Here is an 18,539-nt window from a genome sequence, read left to right on the forward strand (position 1 = left end):
GATGGCAGACGGGCAACCCAAGGCGCTGTGGTTTGTGGCGGCCATGCTCATCGGCATGGTGGGCTTTGAGCTGATGGACCGGTTTGTCCACGCCCCCCGCAAAGCCAAAAGCGCGCATTAACGATCAACCACCAAGGAGACAGCATGGACCTCAAGGAAATCACCCCGGCGCTCTCTGTCAGCCCCCAAATTCTGACGAGTGAGATGCAGGCCATCGCCCAAGCAGGCTTCAAGGCCATCATCTGCAACCGCCCGGACGGCGAAGGCCCGGATCAGCCCGGCTTCGCAGAGATCGAGCGGGCCGCGCAGCAGCTGGGCCTGCAGGCGCGCTACCTCCCGGCAGAGACCGGCAAGGTGAGTGATGAACACGGCAAGTCGTTCGGCGAGCTCCTTCACACATTGCCCGGCCCGGTGCTGGCGTATTGCCGCACCGGAATGCGGTCCACCACCATGTGGGCGCTGTCTCAGGCGGGAACCCTGCCATTGGCGCACATCCTGGAAACTTCGCAGAAGGCCGGCTTTGACATGAAGGCCGTGGTGGGCTCATGACCACACAGGCCCGCTGGCTCCCCACACTGCCCATCCTCGATTGGGGGCGCCGCTACAACAAGGAGGCGCTGATCAACGACTTGGTGGCGGCGCTCATCGTCACCATCATGCTGATTCCGCAAAGCTTGGCCTACGCCTTGTTGGCCGGCTTGCCGCCGGAGGTGGGGCTGTATGCCAGCGTGGCGCCCTTGCTGATGTACGCCGTGCTGGGCAGCAGCCGCGTCCTGGCGGTGGGGCCGGTGGCCGTGGTGTCGCTGATGACCGCTGCGGCGGTGGGGGAGCATGCCGCCGCCGGCACGCACGCCTATTGGCAGGTGGCGATTACCTTGGCGTTTTTGTCGGGCGGCATCCTGCTGGTCATGGGTTTGCTTCGCCTGGGGTTTCTCGCCAACTTCCTGAGCCACCCGGTGATTTCGGGCTTTATTTCAGCCTCCGGATTACTGATTGCCGCCAGCCAAATGAAAACCCTGATGGGCGTTACAGCTGAGGGGCATAACTTTGTAGAGCTGGTCGATGCGCTGGTGCGGCAACTCCAAAACGTTCAACTGCTCACGCTGAGTGTCGGGCTGGCGGCGACTGCGTTCTTATTCTGGGTCCGCAAAGGCCTCAAGCCATTGCTCATAAAGACAGGGCTCCCCCCCCGACTCGCCGATGTGGTGGCCAAGGCGGGGCCAGTGGTGGCCATCGCCCTGACCACATTGCTTGCCTGGAAGCTGGATTGGCAGGGGCAAGGCATGAAACTGGTGGGCACCGTACCCCAAGGTATGCCGCCCTTGACCGCACCCCTGTGGGACCTCGCGCTGTGGCGTGAGTTGTTGGTGCCCGCGCTGCTGATCAGCGTGGTGGGCTTTGTGGAGTCGGTGTCGGTGGGTCAAACCCTGGCCGCCAAGCGCAGACAGCGCATTGAGCCCGACCAGGAGCTGGTGGCACTTGGCGCAAGCAACCTGGGGGCGGCCTTCAGCGGCGGTTTTCCGGTGACCGGCGGTTTTGCCCGCTCGGTGGTGAATTTTGATGCAGGCGCGGTCACCCCGGCTGCAGGGGTCTACACCGCGGCGGGCATCACCCTGGCGTCTTTGTTCTTAACGCCGGCGCTGTACTACCTGCCGCAAGCCACGCTGGCTGCCACCATCATCGTGGCCGTGCTGTCGCTGGTGGACTTCAACATCTTGAAATCCACCTGGCGATTCTCCAAGCTGGATTTCATCGCCGTTTCCACGACCCTGCTGGCCACGCTCCTTATCGGCGTAGAAAGCGGCCTGGTGCTGGGGGTGCTGGTGTCGCTGGCCCTGTTTTTATTGCGGGCCAGCCGGCCCCATATTGCTACCGTGGGCCTGGTGCCGGGAACGGAGCACTTTCGCAATGTGCTGCGGCATGAGGTCTTGGTGAGCCCCACTCTGGTGTGCCTGCGGGTGGATGCCAGCATGTTCTTTGCGAACGCGCGCGGCATCGAAGACCGTATCAACGCCGAGGTGGCCTCGCACCCCGCGCTGGAACACGTGCTGCTGCAATGCTCCGGTGTCAACGACATCGACGCCAGTGCTTTGGAGAGCCTGGAGGCCATTGCCAGCCGGCTGAAGGACTCCGGCATCGCACTGCATTTCTCGGAAATCAAGGGCCCGGTCATGGACAAACTGCAGCGCACGCAGTTCTTGGAGCATTTGCCCGGCCGGGTGTTTTTGACCAACTACCAGGCCATCCAAGCGCTCACGCCCGAGCTCACTCAGCGCCCTTGAGTTCCCTGCCGCCCCGCGCGCCCTGCGGGGTGGCGATGACCAAAACGACGCGGGGGCAATGGTCCGGCTGGTAACGTTCTGTCAAAGCCGCACTGACAATGCGTACTCAACCCCCCTCTGGAACCCCTTATGTACGACCTGATCAAACTCCTGCACCTCACCGCCGCCATCGTCTGGATGGGCGGGATGACCTTCATGCTGATCGCGCTGCGACCCGCCACCCACTCGGTCATGGAGGCGCAGCCGCGCGCGGTGTTGATGGCAGCGGTATGGCAGCGGTTTTTTGTGGCGGTGCTGATTGCCATCGTGGTGCTGTTGGCCAGTGGCGGCTCCATGGTGGGCAGCGCGATGAAGGCCGCCCGCGAAGCCACCGGCCACGGTGTGATGCCGCTGGGCTGGATGGTGATGACCGGCCTGGGCGCCCTGATGTTCTTGATCTTCGGCCATATTTACTTTGCCGGCTTTCAAAAATACCGCCGTGCGGTGAGCGCCGCCCAGTGGCCGGCCGCTGCCAAGGCCGCCGGCCAGATTCACGCGCTGATGGTGACCAACTTTGTACTGGGCTGGCTGGCTATTGCCGCGGTGAGGCTGCTGGGCTGAAAAAGCCCTACCATGCCCGGCATGCAACACCCAGCCCGCCCCACACCGGAAAAATGCCTGCGCTCCAAGGCGCCGCACGGCCTCAAAAGCTGGAAGCTCACCCATAAACGGGCGCTCCAATGGGCCGGCTTGCTGGCCTTTAGTTGGGTCGGCGTGACAGGCGTTGCGCACTCGCAAGGCGGTGTCGATGGGGGCATGGAGGGCGGCGCGCTGCCGCTGTGGGAGCTGGGCGTGTTCGCCGGAGCAGTAGGCACGCCTGCCTACCCCGCATCCGAGCAGCGCAGCGGGCTGGTAACCGCCCTGCCGGTACTGATTTACCGTGGCGAGGTTTTTCGTGCCGAGCGGGGCAGCATAGGCGCGCGCCTGGTGCACACGGCTGACACCGAGTTCGATATCGGCTTTTCGGGCTCTCTGCCGGCCAGCTCGAACGACGTGACCCTGCGAAAGAACATGCCCGACCTGGGCACGCTGGTGGAATTCGGCCCCCGCATCAAGACCGTGCTGGCGCGGCCGGATGGGCATTCGCAGATCCGGCTGGAGCTGCCACTGCGTTCGGTGCTGGAGTGGCAGGGCGGCATTCGCAGCCAGGGCTGGGCCGCAGAGCCCGAGCTGCTGTGGGAGACCCGCGCGCCGGGCTCGGCATGGCGCTTCACCACCAGCGCCGGACTGGTGTTTGGCGATGCAAGTCTGAACCAGTATTTCTATGGCGTGACTGCCGCGCAGGCCACCGCCACCCGGACGGCCTATGACGCCGCGCCCGGCCTGATTGCCGCGCGCCTGTCGGTGAGCGCGTCGCGGGCGCTGACACGGGATGTGCGTGTGTTTGGCTTTGTGCGCGGCGAGAGCTACACCGCCAGCCCCAACGCCGCCAGCCCCCTGCACGCCCGCGACAGCGACTACGCCGCCGGAGTGGGGCTGACCTGGATGCTGGCGCGCTCGCAGGAGCGGGCGCGCTGAGGCAAACCATGCGGACCAAGTGGCCGTTTAGACGCTTTTGCACATAAACAAACAACGAAGTATTCGTTGTGGTTTGGACCCCGACTCACCAGAATCGCGCTGTGATGTCTCTGCGGCCGCCCTTCAGGCGGCCCTTTTTTTCTTTTGGAACTCCTATGAAAATCAAGCAAAAAGCCTCTCTGGCCCTCGCCGTTATTGCGCTGGCAGCTAGCAATTTGGTAGCGGCACAAACTAGTTTGCTCAACGCCTCGTACGACGTGTCGCGCGAGTTTTACAAAGACGTCAACGCTGCGTTCATCGCCAATTACAAAAAAACCACCGGCAAAGACATCAAGATTGACCAGGCCCATGGCGGCTCCAGCGCGCAGGCGCGTGCGGTGAACGACGGGCTGGACGCTGACGTAGTCACGTTCAACACCAGCACCGACGTGGAGTTTCTGGCGGGCACCGGCGTGGTGGCCAAGGACTGGACCAAGAAGTTTCCCAACAACGCCGCACCCACCAGCTCGACCATGTTGTTTCTGGTGCGCAACGGCAACCCCAAAGGCATCAAAGACTGGGACGACCTGATCAAGCCCGGCGTGCAGGTGGTGGTCGTCAACCCCAAGACCGGCGGCAACGGCCGCATGGCCTATCTGGCGGCCTGGGGTCAGGTGCGCAAGAAGGGCGGCACAGACGCACAAGCGCTGGAGTTTGTGAGCAAACTCTACAAAAACGTACCGGTGCTTGCCAAGGGCGGACGCGATGCGACCACCATCTTTTTGCAGCGCAACATTGGCGATGTGCTGGTCACCTTTGAGTCCGAGGTGGTGAGCGTGGACAACGAGTTCGGTGCCGGCAAGGTGGACGCGGTGCACCCGAGCAGCTCGGTGGTCGCAGAGAACCCGGTGGCCGTGGTCGAACGCACCGTCGCCAAAAAGGGCTCCGGTGACGCAGCCCGCGCCTACCTGAACTACCTCTACACCGATGAGGCGCAGGAAATCGCCGCCAAGCACGCCATCCGCCCGAGCAACCCCGCCATCCTCAAGAAATTCGGCAACGTGTTCAAGCCGATAACCTTGTTCCGGGTGGAAGACTACTTCGGCTCGTTTGCTGAGGCGCAGAAAGTGCACTTCAACGACGGCGGTCAGTTCGACAAGCTCTACACGGTCAAGTAAATGACGGTTTTTGCGAATGCAGGAGCCGCTGCAGGGGTCCCGGCGGGCACGCCTGCCCGCGCGCGCGCGACCAGGCGGGTACTGCCGGGCTTCAAGATCACGCTGGGCTTCACGCTGTTCTACCTCAGCATCATCGTGCTGATCCCGCTCTCGGCCCTGCTGTTCAAGACCTTCACCCTGACCTGGGAGCAGTTTGTGTCTGCCGTCACCAGCCCGCGGGTGATCGCCTCCTACCAGCTGACCTTCGGCGCCTCGTTTCTGGCGGCGGTCGTGAATGCGGTGGCAGGTCTGCTGGTGGCCTGGGTGCTGGTGCGCTACCAGTTTCCGGGCAAGAGAATCATTGACGCGCTGGTGGATCTGCCGTTTGCCCTGCCCACGGCGGTGGCCGGCATTTCGCTCACCGCCCTGCTTGCCAGCAACGGCTGGGTGGGCAGCCTGCTCGAGCCCTATGGGATTCAGCTCGCCTTCAACCGCAACGGTGTGGTAATCGCGCTGATCTTTATTGGCCTGCCCTTTGTCGTACGTACGGTGCAGCCGGTGCTCGAGGACGCTGAAAAAGAGCTCGAAGAAGCCGCCACCTGCCTGGGCGCCACCCGCTGGCAGACCTTCCGGTTCGTGATTTTTCCCACCATTGCACCGGCGCTCCTGACCGGCTTTGCCATGGCTTTCGCGCGGGCCATCGGGGAATACGGCTCGGTCATCTTTATTGCCGGCAACATGCCCATGGTCTCTGAAATCACTCCCCTCATCATCATCGGCAAGCTCGAGCAATACGACTACGCCGGTGCCACCGCGGTGGCGGTGGTGATGCTGTGCATCTCGTTTGTCATGCTGCTGGTTATCAACGCGCTGCAGAGTTGGCAGCGTCATCGCGCAGGAGCCAAGTCATGAGCGGCGCCAATGCCCACATCCTGCGCCGCGCCAAGTCGGGCACCACCGAGCCCGCGTGGGTGAAGTGGACGCTCATCGGGCTGGCCCTGGGTTTCATCTTTTTGTTTCTGCTGCTGCCGCTGGCGGCGGTATTTGCCGAGGCGCTGCGCAAAGGGGCGGATGCTTTTTTTGCGTCGTTTACCGAGCCCGACGCCTGGAGCGCGATTCGCCTGACCTTGCTGACTGCCGCCATCGCTGTGCCGCTGAATCTGGTGTTCGGGGTGGCTGCGGCCTGGGCCATCGCCAAATACGAGTTCCGCGGCAAGGCCTTTTTGACGACGCTGGTGGACTTGCCGTTCTCCGTCTCGCCGGTGGTGGCGGGGCTGGTTTATGTGCTGCTGTTCGGCGCGCACGGCTGGTTCGGCGCCTGGCTGCAGGCCAACGATGTGAAGATCATCTTTGCGGTGCCGGGCATTGTGCTGGCCACGATTTTTGTGACCTTCCCCTTCATCGCCCGCGAGCTCATCCCCCTCATGCAGGCCCAAGGCACCGAAGAGGAACAGGCCGCCATCGTGCTGGGCGCCACCGGCTGGCAGACTTTCTGGCATGTGACCCTGCCCAACATCAAGTGGGGCCTGATCTACGGAGTGATTTTGTGTAACGCGCGTGCCATGGGCGAGTTTGGCGCGGTGTCGGTGGTGTCGGGCCACATCCGCGGGCAGACCAACACCATGCCCCTGCACGTTGAGATTTTGTACAACGAATACCAGTCGGTGGCGGCATTTGCCATCGCGTCGTTGCTGGCCCTCCTGGCCCTGGTGACGCTGGTTATCAAGTCCTTTGTGGAGTGGCAGTTCGAGCGGCAGGAAAAAGCCGCCGCCGAACTGCCCCCCGAAAAGCCACTGCACTAAACGCCCTCCCTCATCCCCCTTCGTCCCTCTTTGTCCCCCTTTGTGAAATACACACCATGAGCATCGCAATCCGCAAGGTCAGCAAAGACTTCGGCAGCTTCAAGGCCCTGCAAGACGTATCGCTGGACATCGAGTCCGGTGAACTCGTGGCCCTGCTGGGCCCCTCGGGCTGCGGCAAGACCACGCTGCTGCGCATCATCGCCGGGCTGGAAACGGCCGACGCCGGCAGCATCCTCTTCAGCGGCGAAGACACCACCGACGTGCATGTGCGCGAGCGCAACGTGGGCTTTGTGTTCCAGCACTACGCGCTGTTCCGGCACATGTCGGTGTTTGACAACGTGGCCTTCGGCCTGCGCATGAAGCCGCGTGCCCAGCGCCCCAGTGAAACCGTGATCAAGCAAAAAGTGCACGAGCTGCTGGCGCTGGTGCAGCTCGATTGGCTGTCTGACCGCTACCCCGCGCAGCTTTCCGGCGGCCAACGCCAGCGCATTGCACTGGCGCGCGCACTGGCGGTGGAGCCCAAGGTGCTGCTGCTCGATGAGCCCTTCGGCGCGCTTGACGCCAAGGTGCGCAAAGAGCTGCGCCGCTGGCTGCGCCGGCTGCACGACGATCTGCATGTGACCAGTATTTTTGTGACCCACGACCAGGAGGAAGCGCTGGAGGTGGCAGACCGCGTGGTGCTCATGAACGGCGGCAAGGTTGAGCAGATCGGCTCGCCCCAGCAGGTCTGGGAGCACCCCGCAAGCCCCTTCGTGTATGGCTTTCTGGGCGACGTGAACCTCTTCCACGGGCGCGCCCACGAAGGCGAAATGCTTATCGGCGAAGACCACCACGGCGTGCGCCTGGCCAGCCCCGAGCATCGGGAGGCACAAAACGCCAAGGCCTTCGCCTACGTGCGCCCGCACGACCTGGATATTCAGCGCTACACAGCCGGCCAAGCCGCAGGCGGCATCGTCGCCAGGTTGGTGCGCGCCATTGTGGTGGGCCCGATTGCCCGCCTGGAACTCCTGCCTGAAGACCGCAGCGCAGCCGGCAGCGGCGACATCATCGAAGCGCAGATTGGCGCGCAGGAATACAAGGCGCTGGACATCAAAGACGGCGACATCGTAGTGCTCACTCCGCGCAAGGCCAGAGTGTTTACCGCGTAAGGCGAGTGGGGAACTACAGCCCACACCCCCGCAAGATAAACGACACCAGGTGCCGGGTGGAGCGCTCAAAGTCCTGCTCACCCAAAGCATTCTGGTCCATCACGGCGCAGATCTGCACGTCGAAGTCGGCGTAGGTCTGGGTGGCGGCCCAGATGGTGAAGAAGAGGTGCACGCCGTCCACCGGGGCGATTCGGCCGGCGTCGGCCCAGGCTTGCACCACGGCGGCTTTCTCGAGGGTGAGTTGGCGCAGGTCGTTGGCCAGCAGCTCTTTGACCACCGGCGCGCCGTGCAGCAGCTCGTTGGCCCAGACCTTGGAGCCGTCGGGCCGCTGGGCGGAGAGCTCCATCTTGGCGCGGATGTAGTTGGTCAGCGCGGTGCGGGGGTCGGCGTCGACCGTGATGCCGTGGGCAGGCACCAGCCAGTCGCTCAATATGCGGGCCAGCACGGCGCGGTACAGCACCTCTTTGCTGCCGAAGTAGTAATGCAGGTTGGCCTTGGGCAGGCCGCTGGCCTCGGCGATGGCGGCCATGGTGGCGCCGCCGAAGCCGGCGCGGGCAAACACCCGCTCGGCAGCAGAAAGAATAAGGGCCTCATTCGCCTGGCGAATAAGGCCCTTGGGGGTATCGGCAACAGACGTCATGCCGCCGATTATTCAATCACTTCTGGGCTGCTTCCCAGATAGCGTGTGAGTAGGCGGCCTTGCCCGGATCTTTCTTGATCACGGGGTCGCTACCGCCAGCCAGCAGGACCTTGACGGTGCGCTCGTAAGCGGCCGGCTCCAGATAACCGATCTTCTTGGTGCCGGCGTTGGTAATCAGCTTGGCCACGTTTTCCATCTGGCGCTTTTGCACCTTCATGCTGGCGCTGCCCGAGGTGTCAGCGGCAACCACGGCTTTGGCGGCGCCTTCAGGGTCCTTGACAGCGGCGTCCCAGCCCTTGAGCGTGGCTTTGAGGAACTTGCCCATCTTTGCCACAAAGGCGGGGTCTTTCAGGTTGCCCTCGAGCACATAGAGGCCATCCTCCAAGGTGGCCACGCCTTCTTTTTCATAGAAGAAGGTGACCAGATCTTTCTCTTTGACGCCCGCGTCCACCACTTGCCAGTATTCGTTGTAGATCATGGTGGAAATACACGCAGCCTGGTTTTGCAGCAGCGGGTCGACGTTAAAGCCTTGCTTGAGGATCTTGATATCGGAGTCGGTCTTGAGGCCGAGCTTGCCCATCCAGTTCAGGAAGGGGTATTCGTTGCCGCCGTACCAGACGCCCAGGGTCTTGCCCTTGAAGTCTTTGGGGGTGGAGACACCACTGGACTTTTTGCAGGTCAGCATCAGGCCGGACTGGTTGAACACCTGCGACACGTTCACCAGCGGCACGCCGGCTTCGCGGGCGGCAAGCGCCGAGGGCATCCAGTCCACCACGATGTCGGCTTGCTTGCCGGCAATCACCTGGGTGGGAGCAATGTCGGGGCCGCCGGGTTTGATGGTTACGTCCAGGCCGGCTTCTTTGTAGAAGCCCTTGGCGGCGGCCATGTAGTAGCCGGCGAACTGGGCTTGCGGCACCCACTTGAGCTGGACGGTCACTTTGTCGGCTGCCTGGGCAGCAAAGCCGGCGACTGCCAGCGCGAGCGTCAATAGGCTTTTGGCGCAGAGGGAAGAACGAATCATGGAAATCTCCTTCTAGGGGTTAATGAAAACGCAACTCAAACCAAGCGCGGGCTCACCCTTCGCGCACCGAGGGATGCCAGAACGCCGCACGGCGCTCCAAAGCAACTAACAAGGCATAGGCCACCGAACCGGTCACCGCCGCCACCACAATCGCGCCCCAAACCAGCGGCATGTTCATGCGCGCTGCCTCGGTGCTGATGCGAAAACCCAGGCCCGAGGTGGGCGATCCAAAAAACTCGGCCACGATGGCGCCAATCAGGGCCAGCGTGGCATTCACCTTGAGGGCTCCGAAGATGAAGGGCAGCGCTGCCGGCAGGCGCAAGGCCAGCAGAGTGCGCGAGTAGCTGGCGGCGTAGCTGTACATCAGTTCCCGCTCGAGCTTGCCGGCCGCCTGCAGGCCCGCCAGCGTGGAGACCAGCATGGGGAAGAAAGTCATCAGCACCACCACAGCGGCCTTGGAGGGCCAGTCAAAGCCAAACCACATCACCGCAATAGGTGCCACGCCCACCAGAGGAATGGCGCTGGTGAGCGAGGCCACCGGCAACAGACCGCGCTGTAAAAAGGGCAGCCGGTCGATGGCGACCGCCACCGCAAAGCCGGTACCGCAGCCGACCAACCAACCCACCACCACCGCCCGCAGCACGGTTTGCACAAAGTCACCCCAGAGCTTGGCGGTGTGGTCGGCCAGTGATCCCACAATCAGACTCGGCGCCGGCAGCAGGACGCGGGGCACATCCAGCGCGCGCACCAGAATCTCCCAGAACAGCAACACCCACAGGCCGAACAGCGCCGCCGTGGCAGTGGCGCCCCAGCGCACCTGCGGCACCGCCGCCATGCGCACCACGCTGTAACCTGCTACGACCGACAGCAGCGCCATGGCCGGCCAGAACCACAGGCCCTCATTCATGCGCCACCCCTGCTGCGCAGCACCAGCCGCTCCACACCAGCCACGATGCCGGTGAGCGCCAGCCCCAGGAGCGCCGACATCACCAGCGCAGACCAGATTTGTGTGGTCTGCCCGTAATACGAACCGGTGAGCAGGCGCGCGCCCAGGCCGGCCTGCGCGCCGGTGGGCAGCTCAGCCACCATGGCGCCGACCAGGCCCGCAGCCACACCCACGCGCAGAGCCGGAAACAGAAACGGCAGGGCAGAAGGCAGGCGCAACAACCACAGCGCCTGCCAGCGGCTGGCGGCGTAGGTGTGCAGCATCTCGGTCTCGATTTTTTGCGGCGAGCGCAGGCCCTGCACCATGGCCACCGTTACCGGGAAAAAGCACAAGTACATGGCAATCACCGCCTTGGGTGCGGTACCCGAAAAACCCAGACTGCCCAACAGCACCAGCACGATCGGCGCAATGGCCAGCACCGGCACGGTCTGCGAGGCAACAATCCACGGCAACAGGGCTTTATCGAGCGTGCGGCTGTGCACGATCAGCACCGATAGCAGCAGCCCCAGCGCCGTGCCCATGGCAAAGCCCAGCAGGGTGGACTCCCCGGTGACCACGACGTGATAAATGAGATTGCGCGGCGAGTCCAGCGGCCACTCGGTCAGGCTCTCATAAAAATCCAGGGCTACCTGGTGGGGCGCGGGCATGAGGGGGCGCTCCATGTTCATGGTGGCCTGCAGCAGCTCCATCTGGGTGTAGCCCGCTTCTTCATCGAGTACCCGTTCAATGGCACCCTGCGCATTCAGGCCCCAGGCCGCCACATACCAGGCCGCCAGCACGGCCAACAGCACCACCACCACCGGTAGCCACTGATGCACGAGCCGGGCAGCGACGCCCCGCGGGGATTGCGATGTCCCGCCGGGCGGCAAGGCCTGCCCGGATATATCGCTAGTGGTGTCCATCAGCCAAAGCCTCACGGACCTCGTGGGCCAGTGCCATGAATTCGGGCGTGTCACGCAGCCCCAAGTGCCGCGCATCGGGCAGAGGCGAGTCAATCACCTTGACGATGCGCCCCGGGCGCGGTGACATGACCACGATTTTGGTAGACAGGTAAACCGCTTCGGCGATGCTGTGCGTCACAAACACCACCGTGCGGCGCTCACGCTGCCAGAGCTGCTGCAACTGCTCGTTGAGGCGGTCGCGGGTGATTTCGTCGAGCGCGCCAAAGGGTTCGTCCATCATGAGAATCCTGGGCTCAAACGACAGCGCACGCGCGATCGAGACCCGCTGCTGCATGCCGCCGGAGAGCTGCCAGGGGTACTTGCCCTCAAAACCCTTGAGGCCCACCCGCTCGAGATGCTCCATGGCAATGCGCTTGGCCTCGGCACGCGGCCTGCCCTGAATCTGTAGCGGCAGGGTGACATTGCCCAGCACCGTGCGCCAGGGGAACAGGGCCGGCGCCTGAAACACATACCCGTAGGCGCGCGCAAGCCGCGCCGCATGCGGGCTCACACCATTGACCAGCACCTCGCCGGCGCTGATGGGCTCAAGGTCGGCAATCACCCGCATCAGGGTGGTTTTGCCGCAGCCCGATGGGCCGATGAGGGAGACGAACTCGCCCTCGGAAATGTCGAGGTCAATACCGGCCAGGGCATGCACCGGGGAGTCCACCGTCTGGTAGACCACGCTGGCGTTGCGCACCGACACGGCCGTTCGGGCGCGCTCGGGCGCGGGGCTCATGGGGCTGCTCGGGGGCGGGTTGGCCGCAAGGCCGGATGCATCAGAAAGGTTCATTGCCGCACGGTAGGGGTTGTGTGTTCGCACCATGATAGAGCTCGGCCACAACCTGGAAGCTTCAAACTAACCAAATGGTCAGCTTATGCATCCATACTAGCCAGTTCCATGCCAGTCTCACCACTGGGGTTTGTACGGGGCCCCTAGTCGGCGCGCTGGGCCATGCGCTCGCTCTTCCAGTACACGTCGTCCCCGGTGCTGCCATCGGTGCGATGGCGGTTGAGGACGCGGGCAAGCACAAACATCAGGTCCGAGAGACGGTTGAGGTACTGGCGGGGCGTGTCTTTGAGTGCCTCCTCGTTGCCCAGCGCCACCACTGCGCGCTCGGCGCGGCGGGCCACGGTGCGGCACACATGGGCTAGCGAGGCCGCACGCGTGCCGGCGGGCAAAATGAATTCTTCCAGGCGCGGCAGGGTGGCGTTGTATTCAGCCAGTGCCTGGTCCAGCGCCAGCACTGCTTCAAACTTGAGAAGCTCGAAGCCCGGGATGGACAGCTCGCCACCCAGATTAAAGAGCTGGTGTTGCATTTCCACCAGCAGCTCGCGCACGGCGGGGGGCATGTCTTCGCACAGCAATACGCCGATCTGGCTGTTGAGCTCGTCCACATCGCCCATGGCGTGCACCCGCAAGCTGTTTTTAGAGACACGGGTGTTGTCGCCAAGCCCGGTGGTGCCGTTGTCCCCGGTACGGGTGGCAATTTGTGTGAGTCGGTTGGTCATGGGTGCATTGTGGCAGGCTAGTTCCTACAATGCATTCATAAAGGAGACACACCATGAACGCACCCACCGCCCACAGCCACCTGCTGCCGCAGCTGAACCTGCGAGACGTTCCAGCCGCCCTATTGGAGGACCTCAAGTCCCGCTTTGGCGGGCAGTTTTCGGCCGCGCTGGTAGTGCGCGAGCAGCACGGGCGGGACGAGTCGGCCTTTGATGTGCCGCCGCCCGCAGCGGTGGTGTTTGCGCAGAGCACCGCCGATGTGAGCGACGCCATTCAACTGGCTGCGCGCTACCGCGTGCCGGTGATTCCGTTCGGCGTGGGCTCTTCGCTCGAGGGGCACCTGCTGGCGGTGCAGGGCGGCATCAGCCTGGATGTGAGCCGGATGAACCAGGTGCTGGCCATCAACGCCGAGGACCTGACCGTCACCGTGCAACCCGGCGTGACCCGCAAGCAGCTCAACGAAGCCGTCAAAAGCGCAGGGCTTTTTTTCCCGATTGACCCCGGCGCCGACGCCAGCATCGGCGGCATGAGCGCCACCCGCGCCAGCGGCACCAACGCGGTGCGCTACGGCACCATGCGCGAAAACGTGCTGGCGCTGGAGGTGGTGACTGCCAGCGGCGAAGTAATTCGCACCGGCACACGGGCCAAAAAATCGTCCGCCGGCTACGACCTGACACGCCTGATGGTGGGCAGCGAGGGCACGTTGGGCGTGATGACCGAAATCACACTCAAGCTCTACCCCCTGCCGGAAGCGGTGATGGCGGCTACCTGCAGCTTCGCCAACCTGGCCGATGCGGTGGCAACCACCATCCAGCTCATCCAGCTCGGCGTGCCGATTGCCCGCTGCGAGCTGCTCGACGCCAACACGGTGCGCATGGTCAACGCGCATTCCAAACTCAGCCTGCGCGAGGGCGACATGCTACTGATGGAGTTTCACGGCTCCCCCGACGGGGTGCGCGAACAGGTGCAAACGGTGCAGGAGATTGCTGCTGAATTCGGTGCGAGGGCCGAAGACGGCGCGTTCGAGTGGGCCACCACCCCCGAGGAGCGCACCCGGCTGTGGACCGCGCGACACAACGCCTACTTTGCCGGCATCCAGTCCCGCCCGGGCTGCAAGGTCATCACCACCGACACCTGTGTGCCGATTTCGCACCTGGCCGACGCCCTGTTGGACAGCGTGCGCGAGGCGCAGGACGCGGGCCTGCCCTACTTCATGGTTGGCCACGTGGGCGACGGCAACTTCCACATGGGCTATCTGATTGACCCCGCGCAGCCCCAGGAGCGCGAGCTCGCCGAGCAGCTCAACCACACGCTGGTGGCCCGCGCGCTGCGCCTGGGCGGCACCTGCACCGGTGAACACGGCGTCGGCCTGCACAAGCAAGGATTCTTGATTGATGAGACCGGTTCCGGCGCGGTGGAGATGATGCGCACCATCAAACGCGCGCTGGACCCGCACAACATCCTGAACCCCGGGAAAATCTTTTCGCTATAAATTCAGGAGCTGTGGGCGCTCGCTGCACGGGCGCTGGCGCTGCTTTTGGTCTGCTTTTTGCCTGCTTTAAGGCTTACAGGGTTGCCACCTCGGCGATGGCGTTGGCAAGGTATTCGATTTTCTGGTGCATGTCGGCGTCGGTATCGGCGTAGCGCTTGGCGGCCGCCCGAAAGTCCTCCTGAACCACAAGAAATGCGTCAACCACCGCCGGGTCAAAGTGGCTGCCCCGGCCCTCGGTGATGATGGCCACGGCGCGCTCGTGGGGCACGCCGTCCTTGTAGACCTTGTTGCTGATGAGCGCGTCGAACACGTCGGCCAGCGCCACGATGCGGGCGCACAGCGGAATCTGCTCGCCCCACAGGCCCTTGGGGTAGCCGGTGCCGTCCCACTTTTCCTGGTGGCACAGGGTCAGCTCTTTGGCGGTGGCAAGCAGCGGCGAGGCGCGGCCGAGCGTTTTTTCGGCCCGCACCAGCGCGTCGTGGCCGAGGGTGGTGTGGGTGCGCATGATGGCGAGTTCATCGGCAGTGAGGCGACCAGGCTTGAGCAGCACGCGGTCTGGCACGCCGATGGTGCCCATGTCGTACATCGGCACGCTGGCGACCAGGCTCTCCACATACGCCGGGCTGAGCGCGCTGGCATGGGCTGGGCTTTTTTGCAGCTCGGTGCACAAGATCCGCACATATTGCTGCACGCGCAGCAAGTGGCTCTCGGTGTCGGAGTCGCGCATTTCGGCCAGGGTGGCCATGGCAAACAGGACGACCTGGGCGGCGTGCAGGGCTTCGTCGGTCGGGGTGGGGGTGGGGGTAGGCTGGGTCATGTGTTTTCTCCTGGGCGCGGGTACAGGGGCGCTTGGTATGCCCAAACCATTCTGCCATCGGGCGATGGCCAACTGGCGACAGGCGTGCCGCGCGTGGCCTCGAACTCCAGACTCACCAGCCAGGCCCCCGGGCGCAGCTCGGCGCGGGCCTTGGCCAAGGCGCGGTCCATGCTCTCGGGACGCTGAAACAGATACACCATGTCGTAGGTGCCCCAGTTGGCCTTCCAGATGTCGGCACGGGTCACCAGTGCCCACGGGCAGCGCAGCCCGCACAGCAGGCGCAGCGGCCAGCTCCACTCCATGCCGTGCATCTCTGCCTGCGGATAGGCGCGCCGCAAGGCCAGCAGCCCGTGGCCCAGGCCGCAGCCGGCGTCCAGCACATGGGCGCCCACCGGCAGCGGCGCATGGGCGGGCAGCTCCAGGAGCGCGTTGCGCGGGGTCGGGAACAGAGGCGCATCCCGCCAGGCGTTCACCGGATAGACCAGCAACAGCAAACCCAGCGGCAACAGCCAGGCCCAACTGGGCAGCGCCTCTGCGCCCAGGGTGGACAGACTCACCCCCAGCGACAAGGGAAAACCCCCTGCAATCAGCAAGCGCCGCCACCAGGTTGCACCCCACAGGCTGCTGGCCACCCCGAGCGCACTGGCTGCTCCCAGCGCCCAGTGCAAGGCCCAGCCCTGCTCCACCAGCGCGCGAAACAAGAGCCAGCACAGGGCCCACACCAGCACCGCCGGCAGCGGCCATTGCCAGTGGGCTGGGTTGATGCGACGCAGGATTTCAGGCATAAAAAACAATGCCAGCGCCCGTGGAATATGCGCAAACAGCTATTATTTTCATAGCGCTTTGGTGTTGATGCTGGTGTGGGGGCTTCTTGCAGATTAGCGGCTGGCGCCGGGGGCGAGCCGGTCAATCAGGCCGTTGAGTTCGTCGAGAGAGCCGAACTGGATGACGACTTCGCCCATTTCTTCAAACCGGCCGTTGCGCTTGACGCGCTTCTTGATCAGCACATCAACCTGCGCCATCAGCAAGTCCGAGAGCTCTTCTTCCACGCGCTTGATGTCGCGGGACTTTTCCTTGGCGGGCTTTTGTGGCGTGAGCGAGAACTCGGCGCTGAGCTTCTTGACCAGGCTCTCGGCCTCGCGCACCGACATTTTTTTGGTGGCAATCTGGTTGGCTGCGGTGATTTGGGTAGCGCGGTCCAGCGGCAGCAAGGCGCGGGCATGGCCCATGTCGATGTCGCCAGCCATAAGCATGGTTTGCACCGGGTCGGCCAGGTTCAAGAGGCGCAGCAGGTTGGTGGCGGCGCTGCGCGAACGGCCCACGGCCTGCGCGGCGGTTTCGTGGGTAAGGCCGAACTCCTTGATCAGGCGCTGCAGGCCCTGCGCCTCTTCCAGCGGATTGAGGTCTTCGCGCTGGATGTTTTCGATCAGCGCCATGGCCGCGGCGGACTCGTTGGGCACGTCGCGCACCAGCACCGGCACCTCGCTCAGGCCGGCGATTTTGGCGGCCCGAAAACGCCGCTCGCCGGCAATGATTTCATACACCGGGCGCACTGCGGCGCTGCTGTCTGCTGCGGCGTCACCACGCTCCAGGGCCTGCTTGTCGCGCTGAACGCGAGAGTCTTCGTCGCTCAGTCGGCGCACCAGAATAGGCTGCATGATGCCCTGGACCTTGATGCTCTCGGCCAGCTCGTAGAGGGCGCCCTCGTCCATGCGGGTACGCGGCTGGTAGACGCCGGGCACCATATCGGTGAGCAACAGGCTGCTGGGCGCGCTATTCCCCGCGGTGGTGCTATCGGCGGCGGGCGCGTCAATGACTTTGGGGCCCAGCAGGGCCTCCAGGCCCATGCCAAGGCCTTTGGGTTTTTTGGTAACCATGGTTGTACTTCCTTCTGAATTCTGTGAGTGGCTATCAGGCTGCGCGCTCATTGAGGGCTTCGAGGCGGGCCAGGCCCGTGGGCCAGTCGCCCAGGCCTGAGTCGGCGTTCAGGTGGCCGACCTCGCCGCAGTCGACGAAGTCCGCCCCCCAGGCGCCGGCAAATTGTTGTGCGCGGTCGATGCTGCAAAAGGGGTCGTTGCGGCTGCCCAATAGCTCGGCAGCAAAGGGCAACGGCTGCATCACCACCGGCCGCCAGCTCTTGAGCGGGGCTTGCAGCTCAACGCGCTGCGGGTCGCCCGGCGCTACCAGAAACGCGGCCTTGACGCGGTGCGTGTTCTGCGAATGCTGCGCCCAGGCGGCAGTCAGGATGCAGCCCAGGCTGTGGGCCACCAGCACCACCGGCGCGGGGGCGGCCAAGACCGCCTCTTCAAGCTGCATCATCCAGTCGCCACGCAGAGGCTGCATCCAGTCGTGCTGCTGCACACGGGTGAAGCCGTGCAAGGCCTCCCAGCGGCTTTGCCAGTGGGCCGGGCCCGAGTTCTGCCAGCCTGGCAGCAGCAGGACGGTGCGGTTGGCCGTGAGCGAGTCAGCGCCCATGCGATTACATGGCCTTGATGCGGTCGACCATCTCTTGTGCGAAGGTCACAAAGGACTGCGCGCCCTTGGAGGCGGGGTCGAAAACCACACCGGGCACACCGTAACTCGGCGCCTCGGCCAGCCGCACATTGCGGGGGATGACGGTGTCGAACACCTTGTCACCAAAGTGGGTCTTGAGCTGGTCGCTCACCTGCTGCTGCAAGGTAATGCGCGGGTCGAACATTACCCGCAACAGGCCGATGATTTGCAAGTCGTCGTTGAGGTTGGCCTTGACCTGCTTGATGGTGTTGACCAGATCGGTCAGTCCTTCGAGGGCGAAGTATTCGCACTGCATGGGCACGATGACGCCATGCGCGCAGCACAGTCCATTGAGCGTCAGCATGCTCAGGCTGGGCGGGCAGTCAATCAGCACGAAGTCGTACTCACCCTCCACCTCGGCAAGTGCCTGCTTGAGGCGGCTCTCACGGCGCTCGAGTTCCACCATTTCCACCTCGGCGCCGGCAAGCTCTCGGTTGGCGCCCAGAATGTCGTAGCCACACCCCCCCGCAATCAGCTTCTCGCTGGTCGCGCGGGCTTCTTTGATGCTGGCGGATTCGAGCAGCACGTCGTACACCGAGAGCGCAAGCTGGCGCTTGTCCACCCCCGAGCCCATGGTGGCGTTGCCCTGCGGATCGAGGTCAATCATCAGCACCCGCTGCCCCACTTTGGCCAGGCCCGCTGCCAGGTTGACGGTGGTGGTGGTCTTGCCAACGCCGCCTTTTTGGTTGGCTAC

20 protein-coding genes are annotated in these 18,539 nt (G+C 64.1%); 9 read left to right on the forward strand and 11 right to left on the reverse strand.

Annotation, left to right across the window (positions count from 1 at the left end):
• Nucleotides 1-144: 144 nt before the first annotated feature.
• From Q0O05_RS07255 to Q0O05_RS07290, 8 genes are all read left to right on the forward strand, one after another.
• Nucleotides 145-549, forward strand: a complete 405-nt coding sequence (locus tag Q0O05_RS07255; RefSeq protein WP_293661647.1) for a TIGR01244 family sulfur transferase — start codon at nucleotides 145-147, stop codon at nucleotides 547-549.
• Complete coding sequence (sulP, locus tag Q0O05_RS07260) at nucleotides 546-2,282, forward strand: sulfate permease (RefSeq protein WP_293661649.1); 1,737 nt, start codon at nucleotides 546-548, stop codon at nucleotides 2,280-2,282. Before Q0O05_RS07255 ends, sulP begins: the two co-directional genes overlap by 4 nt.
• Nucleotides 2,283-2,411: 129 nt before the next feature.
• Nucleotides 2,412-2,882 (forward strand): CopD family protein, encoded by a 471-nt coding sequence (locus tag Q0O05_RS07265; protein ID WP_293661651.1) that lies wholly within the window; start codon nucleotides 2,412-2,414, stop codon nucleotides 2,880-2,882.
• Nucleotides 2,883-2,894: 12 nt separating this feature from the next.
• Nucleotides 2,895-3,839 (forward strand): MipA/OmpV family protein, encoded by a 945-nt coding sequence (locus tag Q0O05_RS07270; RefSeq protein ID WP_293661653.1) that lies wholly within the window; start codon nucleotides 2,895-2,897, stop codon nucleotides 3,837-3,839.
• 155 nt (nucleotides 3,840-3,994) lie between these two features.
• A complete protein-coding gene (locus Q0O05_RS07275; protein WP_293661655.1) occupies nucleotides 3,995-4,996 on the forward strand; it encodes a sulfate ABC transporter substrate-binding protein in 1,002 nt (333 codons plus the stop codon).
• Nucleotides 4,997-5,887, forward strand: a complete 891-nt coding sequence (cysT, locus tag Q0O05_RS07280; RefSeq protein ID WP_293661657.1) for a sulfate ABC transporter permease subunit CysT — start codon at nucleotides 4,997-4,999, stop codon at nucleotides 5,885-5,887.
• Nucleotides 5,884-6,777, forward strand: a complete 894-nt coding sequence (cysW, locus tag Q0O05_RS07285; protein WP_293661658.1) for a sulfate ABC transporter permease subunit CysW — start codon at nucleotides 5,884-5,886, stop codon at nucleotides 6,775-6,777. The genes cysT and cysW overlap by 4 nt, the downstream gene beginning before the upstream one ends.
• Nucleotides 6,778-6,833: 56 nt before the next feature.
• Nucleotides 6,834-7,925, forward strand: coding sequence for a sulfate ABC transporter ATP-binding protein (locus tag Q0O05_RS07290; protein ID WP_293661659.1), 1,092 nt, complete (start codon nucleotides 6,834-6,836; stop codon nucleotides 7,923-7,925).
• A 13-nt stretch (nucleotides 7,926-7,938) separates the two neighbouring features.
• Here the strand turns inward: Q0O05_RS07290 and Q0O05_RS07295 are convergent, their stop codons facing one another.
• The 6 genes from Q0O05_RS07295 to Q0O05_RS07320 form a co-directional block, all read right to left on the reverse strand.
• The gene (locus tag Q0O05_RS07295; RefSeq protein WP_293661661.1) at nucleotides 7,939-8,565 is read right to left on the reverse strand and encodes a TetR/AcrR family transcriptional regulator; all 627 of its coding nucleotides are present in this window, start codon (nucleotides 8,563-8,565) and stop codon (nucleotides 7,939-7,941) included.
• Between the two features lie 16 nt (nucleotides 8,566-8,581).
• Complete coding sequence (locus Q0O05_RS07300; RefSeq protein ID WP_293661663.1) at nucleotides 8,582-9,586, reverse strand: ABC transporter substrate-binding protein; 1,005 nt, start codon at nucleotides 9,584-9,586, stop codon at nucleotides 8,582-8,584.
• Nucleotides 9,587-9,638: 52 nt separating this feature from the next.
• Nucleotides 9,639-10,493, reverse strand: coding sequence for an ABC transporter permease (locus Q0O05_RS07305; RefSeq protein WP_293661665.1), 855 nt, complete (start codon nucleotides 10,491-10,493; stop codon nucleotides 9,639-9,641).
• Nucleotides 10,490-11,434, reverse strand: coding sequence for an ABC transporter permease (locus Q0O05_RS07310; protein ID WP_293661667.1), 945 nt, complete (start codon nucleotides 11,432-11,434; stop codon nucleotides 10,490-10,492). The genes Q0O05_RS07305 and Q0O05_RS07310 overlap by 4 nt, the downstream gene beginning before the upstream one ends.
• Nucleotides 11,421-12,266, reverse strand: coding sequence for an ABC transporter ATP-binding protein (locus Q0O05_RS07315; protein WP_293661669.1), 846 nt, complete (start codon nucleotides 12,264-12,266; stop codon nucleotides 11,421-11,423). Before Q0O05_RS07315 ends, Q0O05_RS07310 begins: the two co-directional genes overlap by 14 nt.
• A 143-nt stretch (nucleotides 12,267-12,409) precedes the next feature.
• Nucleotides 12,410-12,985 (reverse strand): cob(I)yrinic acid a,c-diamide adenosyltransferase, encoded by a 576-nt coding sequence (locus Q0O05_RS07320; protein ID WP_293661671.1) that lies wholly within the window; start codon nucleotides 12,983-12,985, stop codon nucleotides 12,410-12,412.
• A 53-nt stretch (nucleotides 12,986-13,038) separates the two neighbouring features.
• Here Q0O05_RS07320 and Q0O05_RS07325 point away from each other — a divergent pair, with 53 nt between their 5' ends.
• The gene (locus Q0O05_RS07325; protein ID WP_293661673.1) at nucleotides 13,039-14,475 is read left to right on the forward strand and encodes an FAD-linked oxidase C-terminal domain-containing protein; all 1,437 of its coding nucleotides are present in this window, start codon (nucleotides 13,039-13,041) and stop codon (nucleotides 14,473-14,475) included.
• Between the two features lie 73 nt (nucleotides 14,476-14,548).
• Here the strand turns inward: Q0O05_RS07325 and Q0O05_RS07330 are convergent, their stop codons facing one another.
• From Q0O05_RS07330 to Q0O05_RS07350, 5 genes are all read right to left on the reverse strand, one after another.
• Complete coding sequence (locus tag Q0O05_RS07330) at nucleotides 14,549-15,292, reverse strand: HD domain-containing phosphohydrolase (protein ID WP_293661675.1); 744 nt, start codon at nucleotides 15,290-15,292, stop codon at nucleotides 14,549-14,551.
• Entirely contained in the window at nucleotides 15,289-16,077 is a 789-nt protein-coding gene (locus tag Q0O05_RS07335) for a class I SAM-dependent methyltransferase (protein WP_293661677.1), read from the reverse strand. The genes Q0O05_RS07330 and Q0O05_RS07335 overlap by 4 nt, the downstream gene beginning before the upstream one ends.
• A 93-nt stretch (nucleotides 16,078-16,170) precedes the next feature.
• On the reverse strand, nucleotides 16,171-17,169 hold the full coding sequence (locus tag Q0O05_RS07340) for a ParB/RepB/Spo0J family partition protein (RefSeq protein ID WP_293661679.1): 999 nt from the start codon (nucleotides 17,167-17,169) through the stop codon (nucleotides 16,171-16,173).
• A gap of 34 nt (nucleotides 17,170-17,203) precedes the next feature.
• Nucleotides 17,204-17,767 carry an alpha/beta hydrolase gene (locus Q0O05_RS07345; protein WP_293661681.1) on the reverse strand — a complete coding sequence of 188 codons (564 nt, stop codon included), beginning with the start codon at nucleotides 17,765-17,767 and terminating at the stop codon, nucleotides 17,204-17,206.
• A 4-nt stretch (nucleotides 17,768-17,771) separates the two neighbouring features.
• A partial coding sequence (locus Q0O05_RS07350) for a ParA family protein (RefSeq protein ID WP_293661683.1) occupies nucleotides 17,772-18,539 on the reverse strand: 768 nt, incomplete at its 5' end.

This window comes from Rhodoferax sp. OV413 (assembly GCF_945881795.1).
Classification (GTDB): domain Bacteria; phylum Pseudomonadota; class Gammaproteobacteria; order Burkholderiales; family Burkholderiaceae_C; genus Allorhodoferax.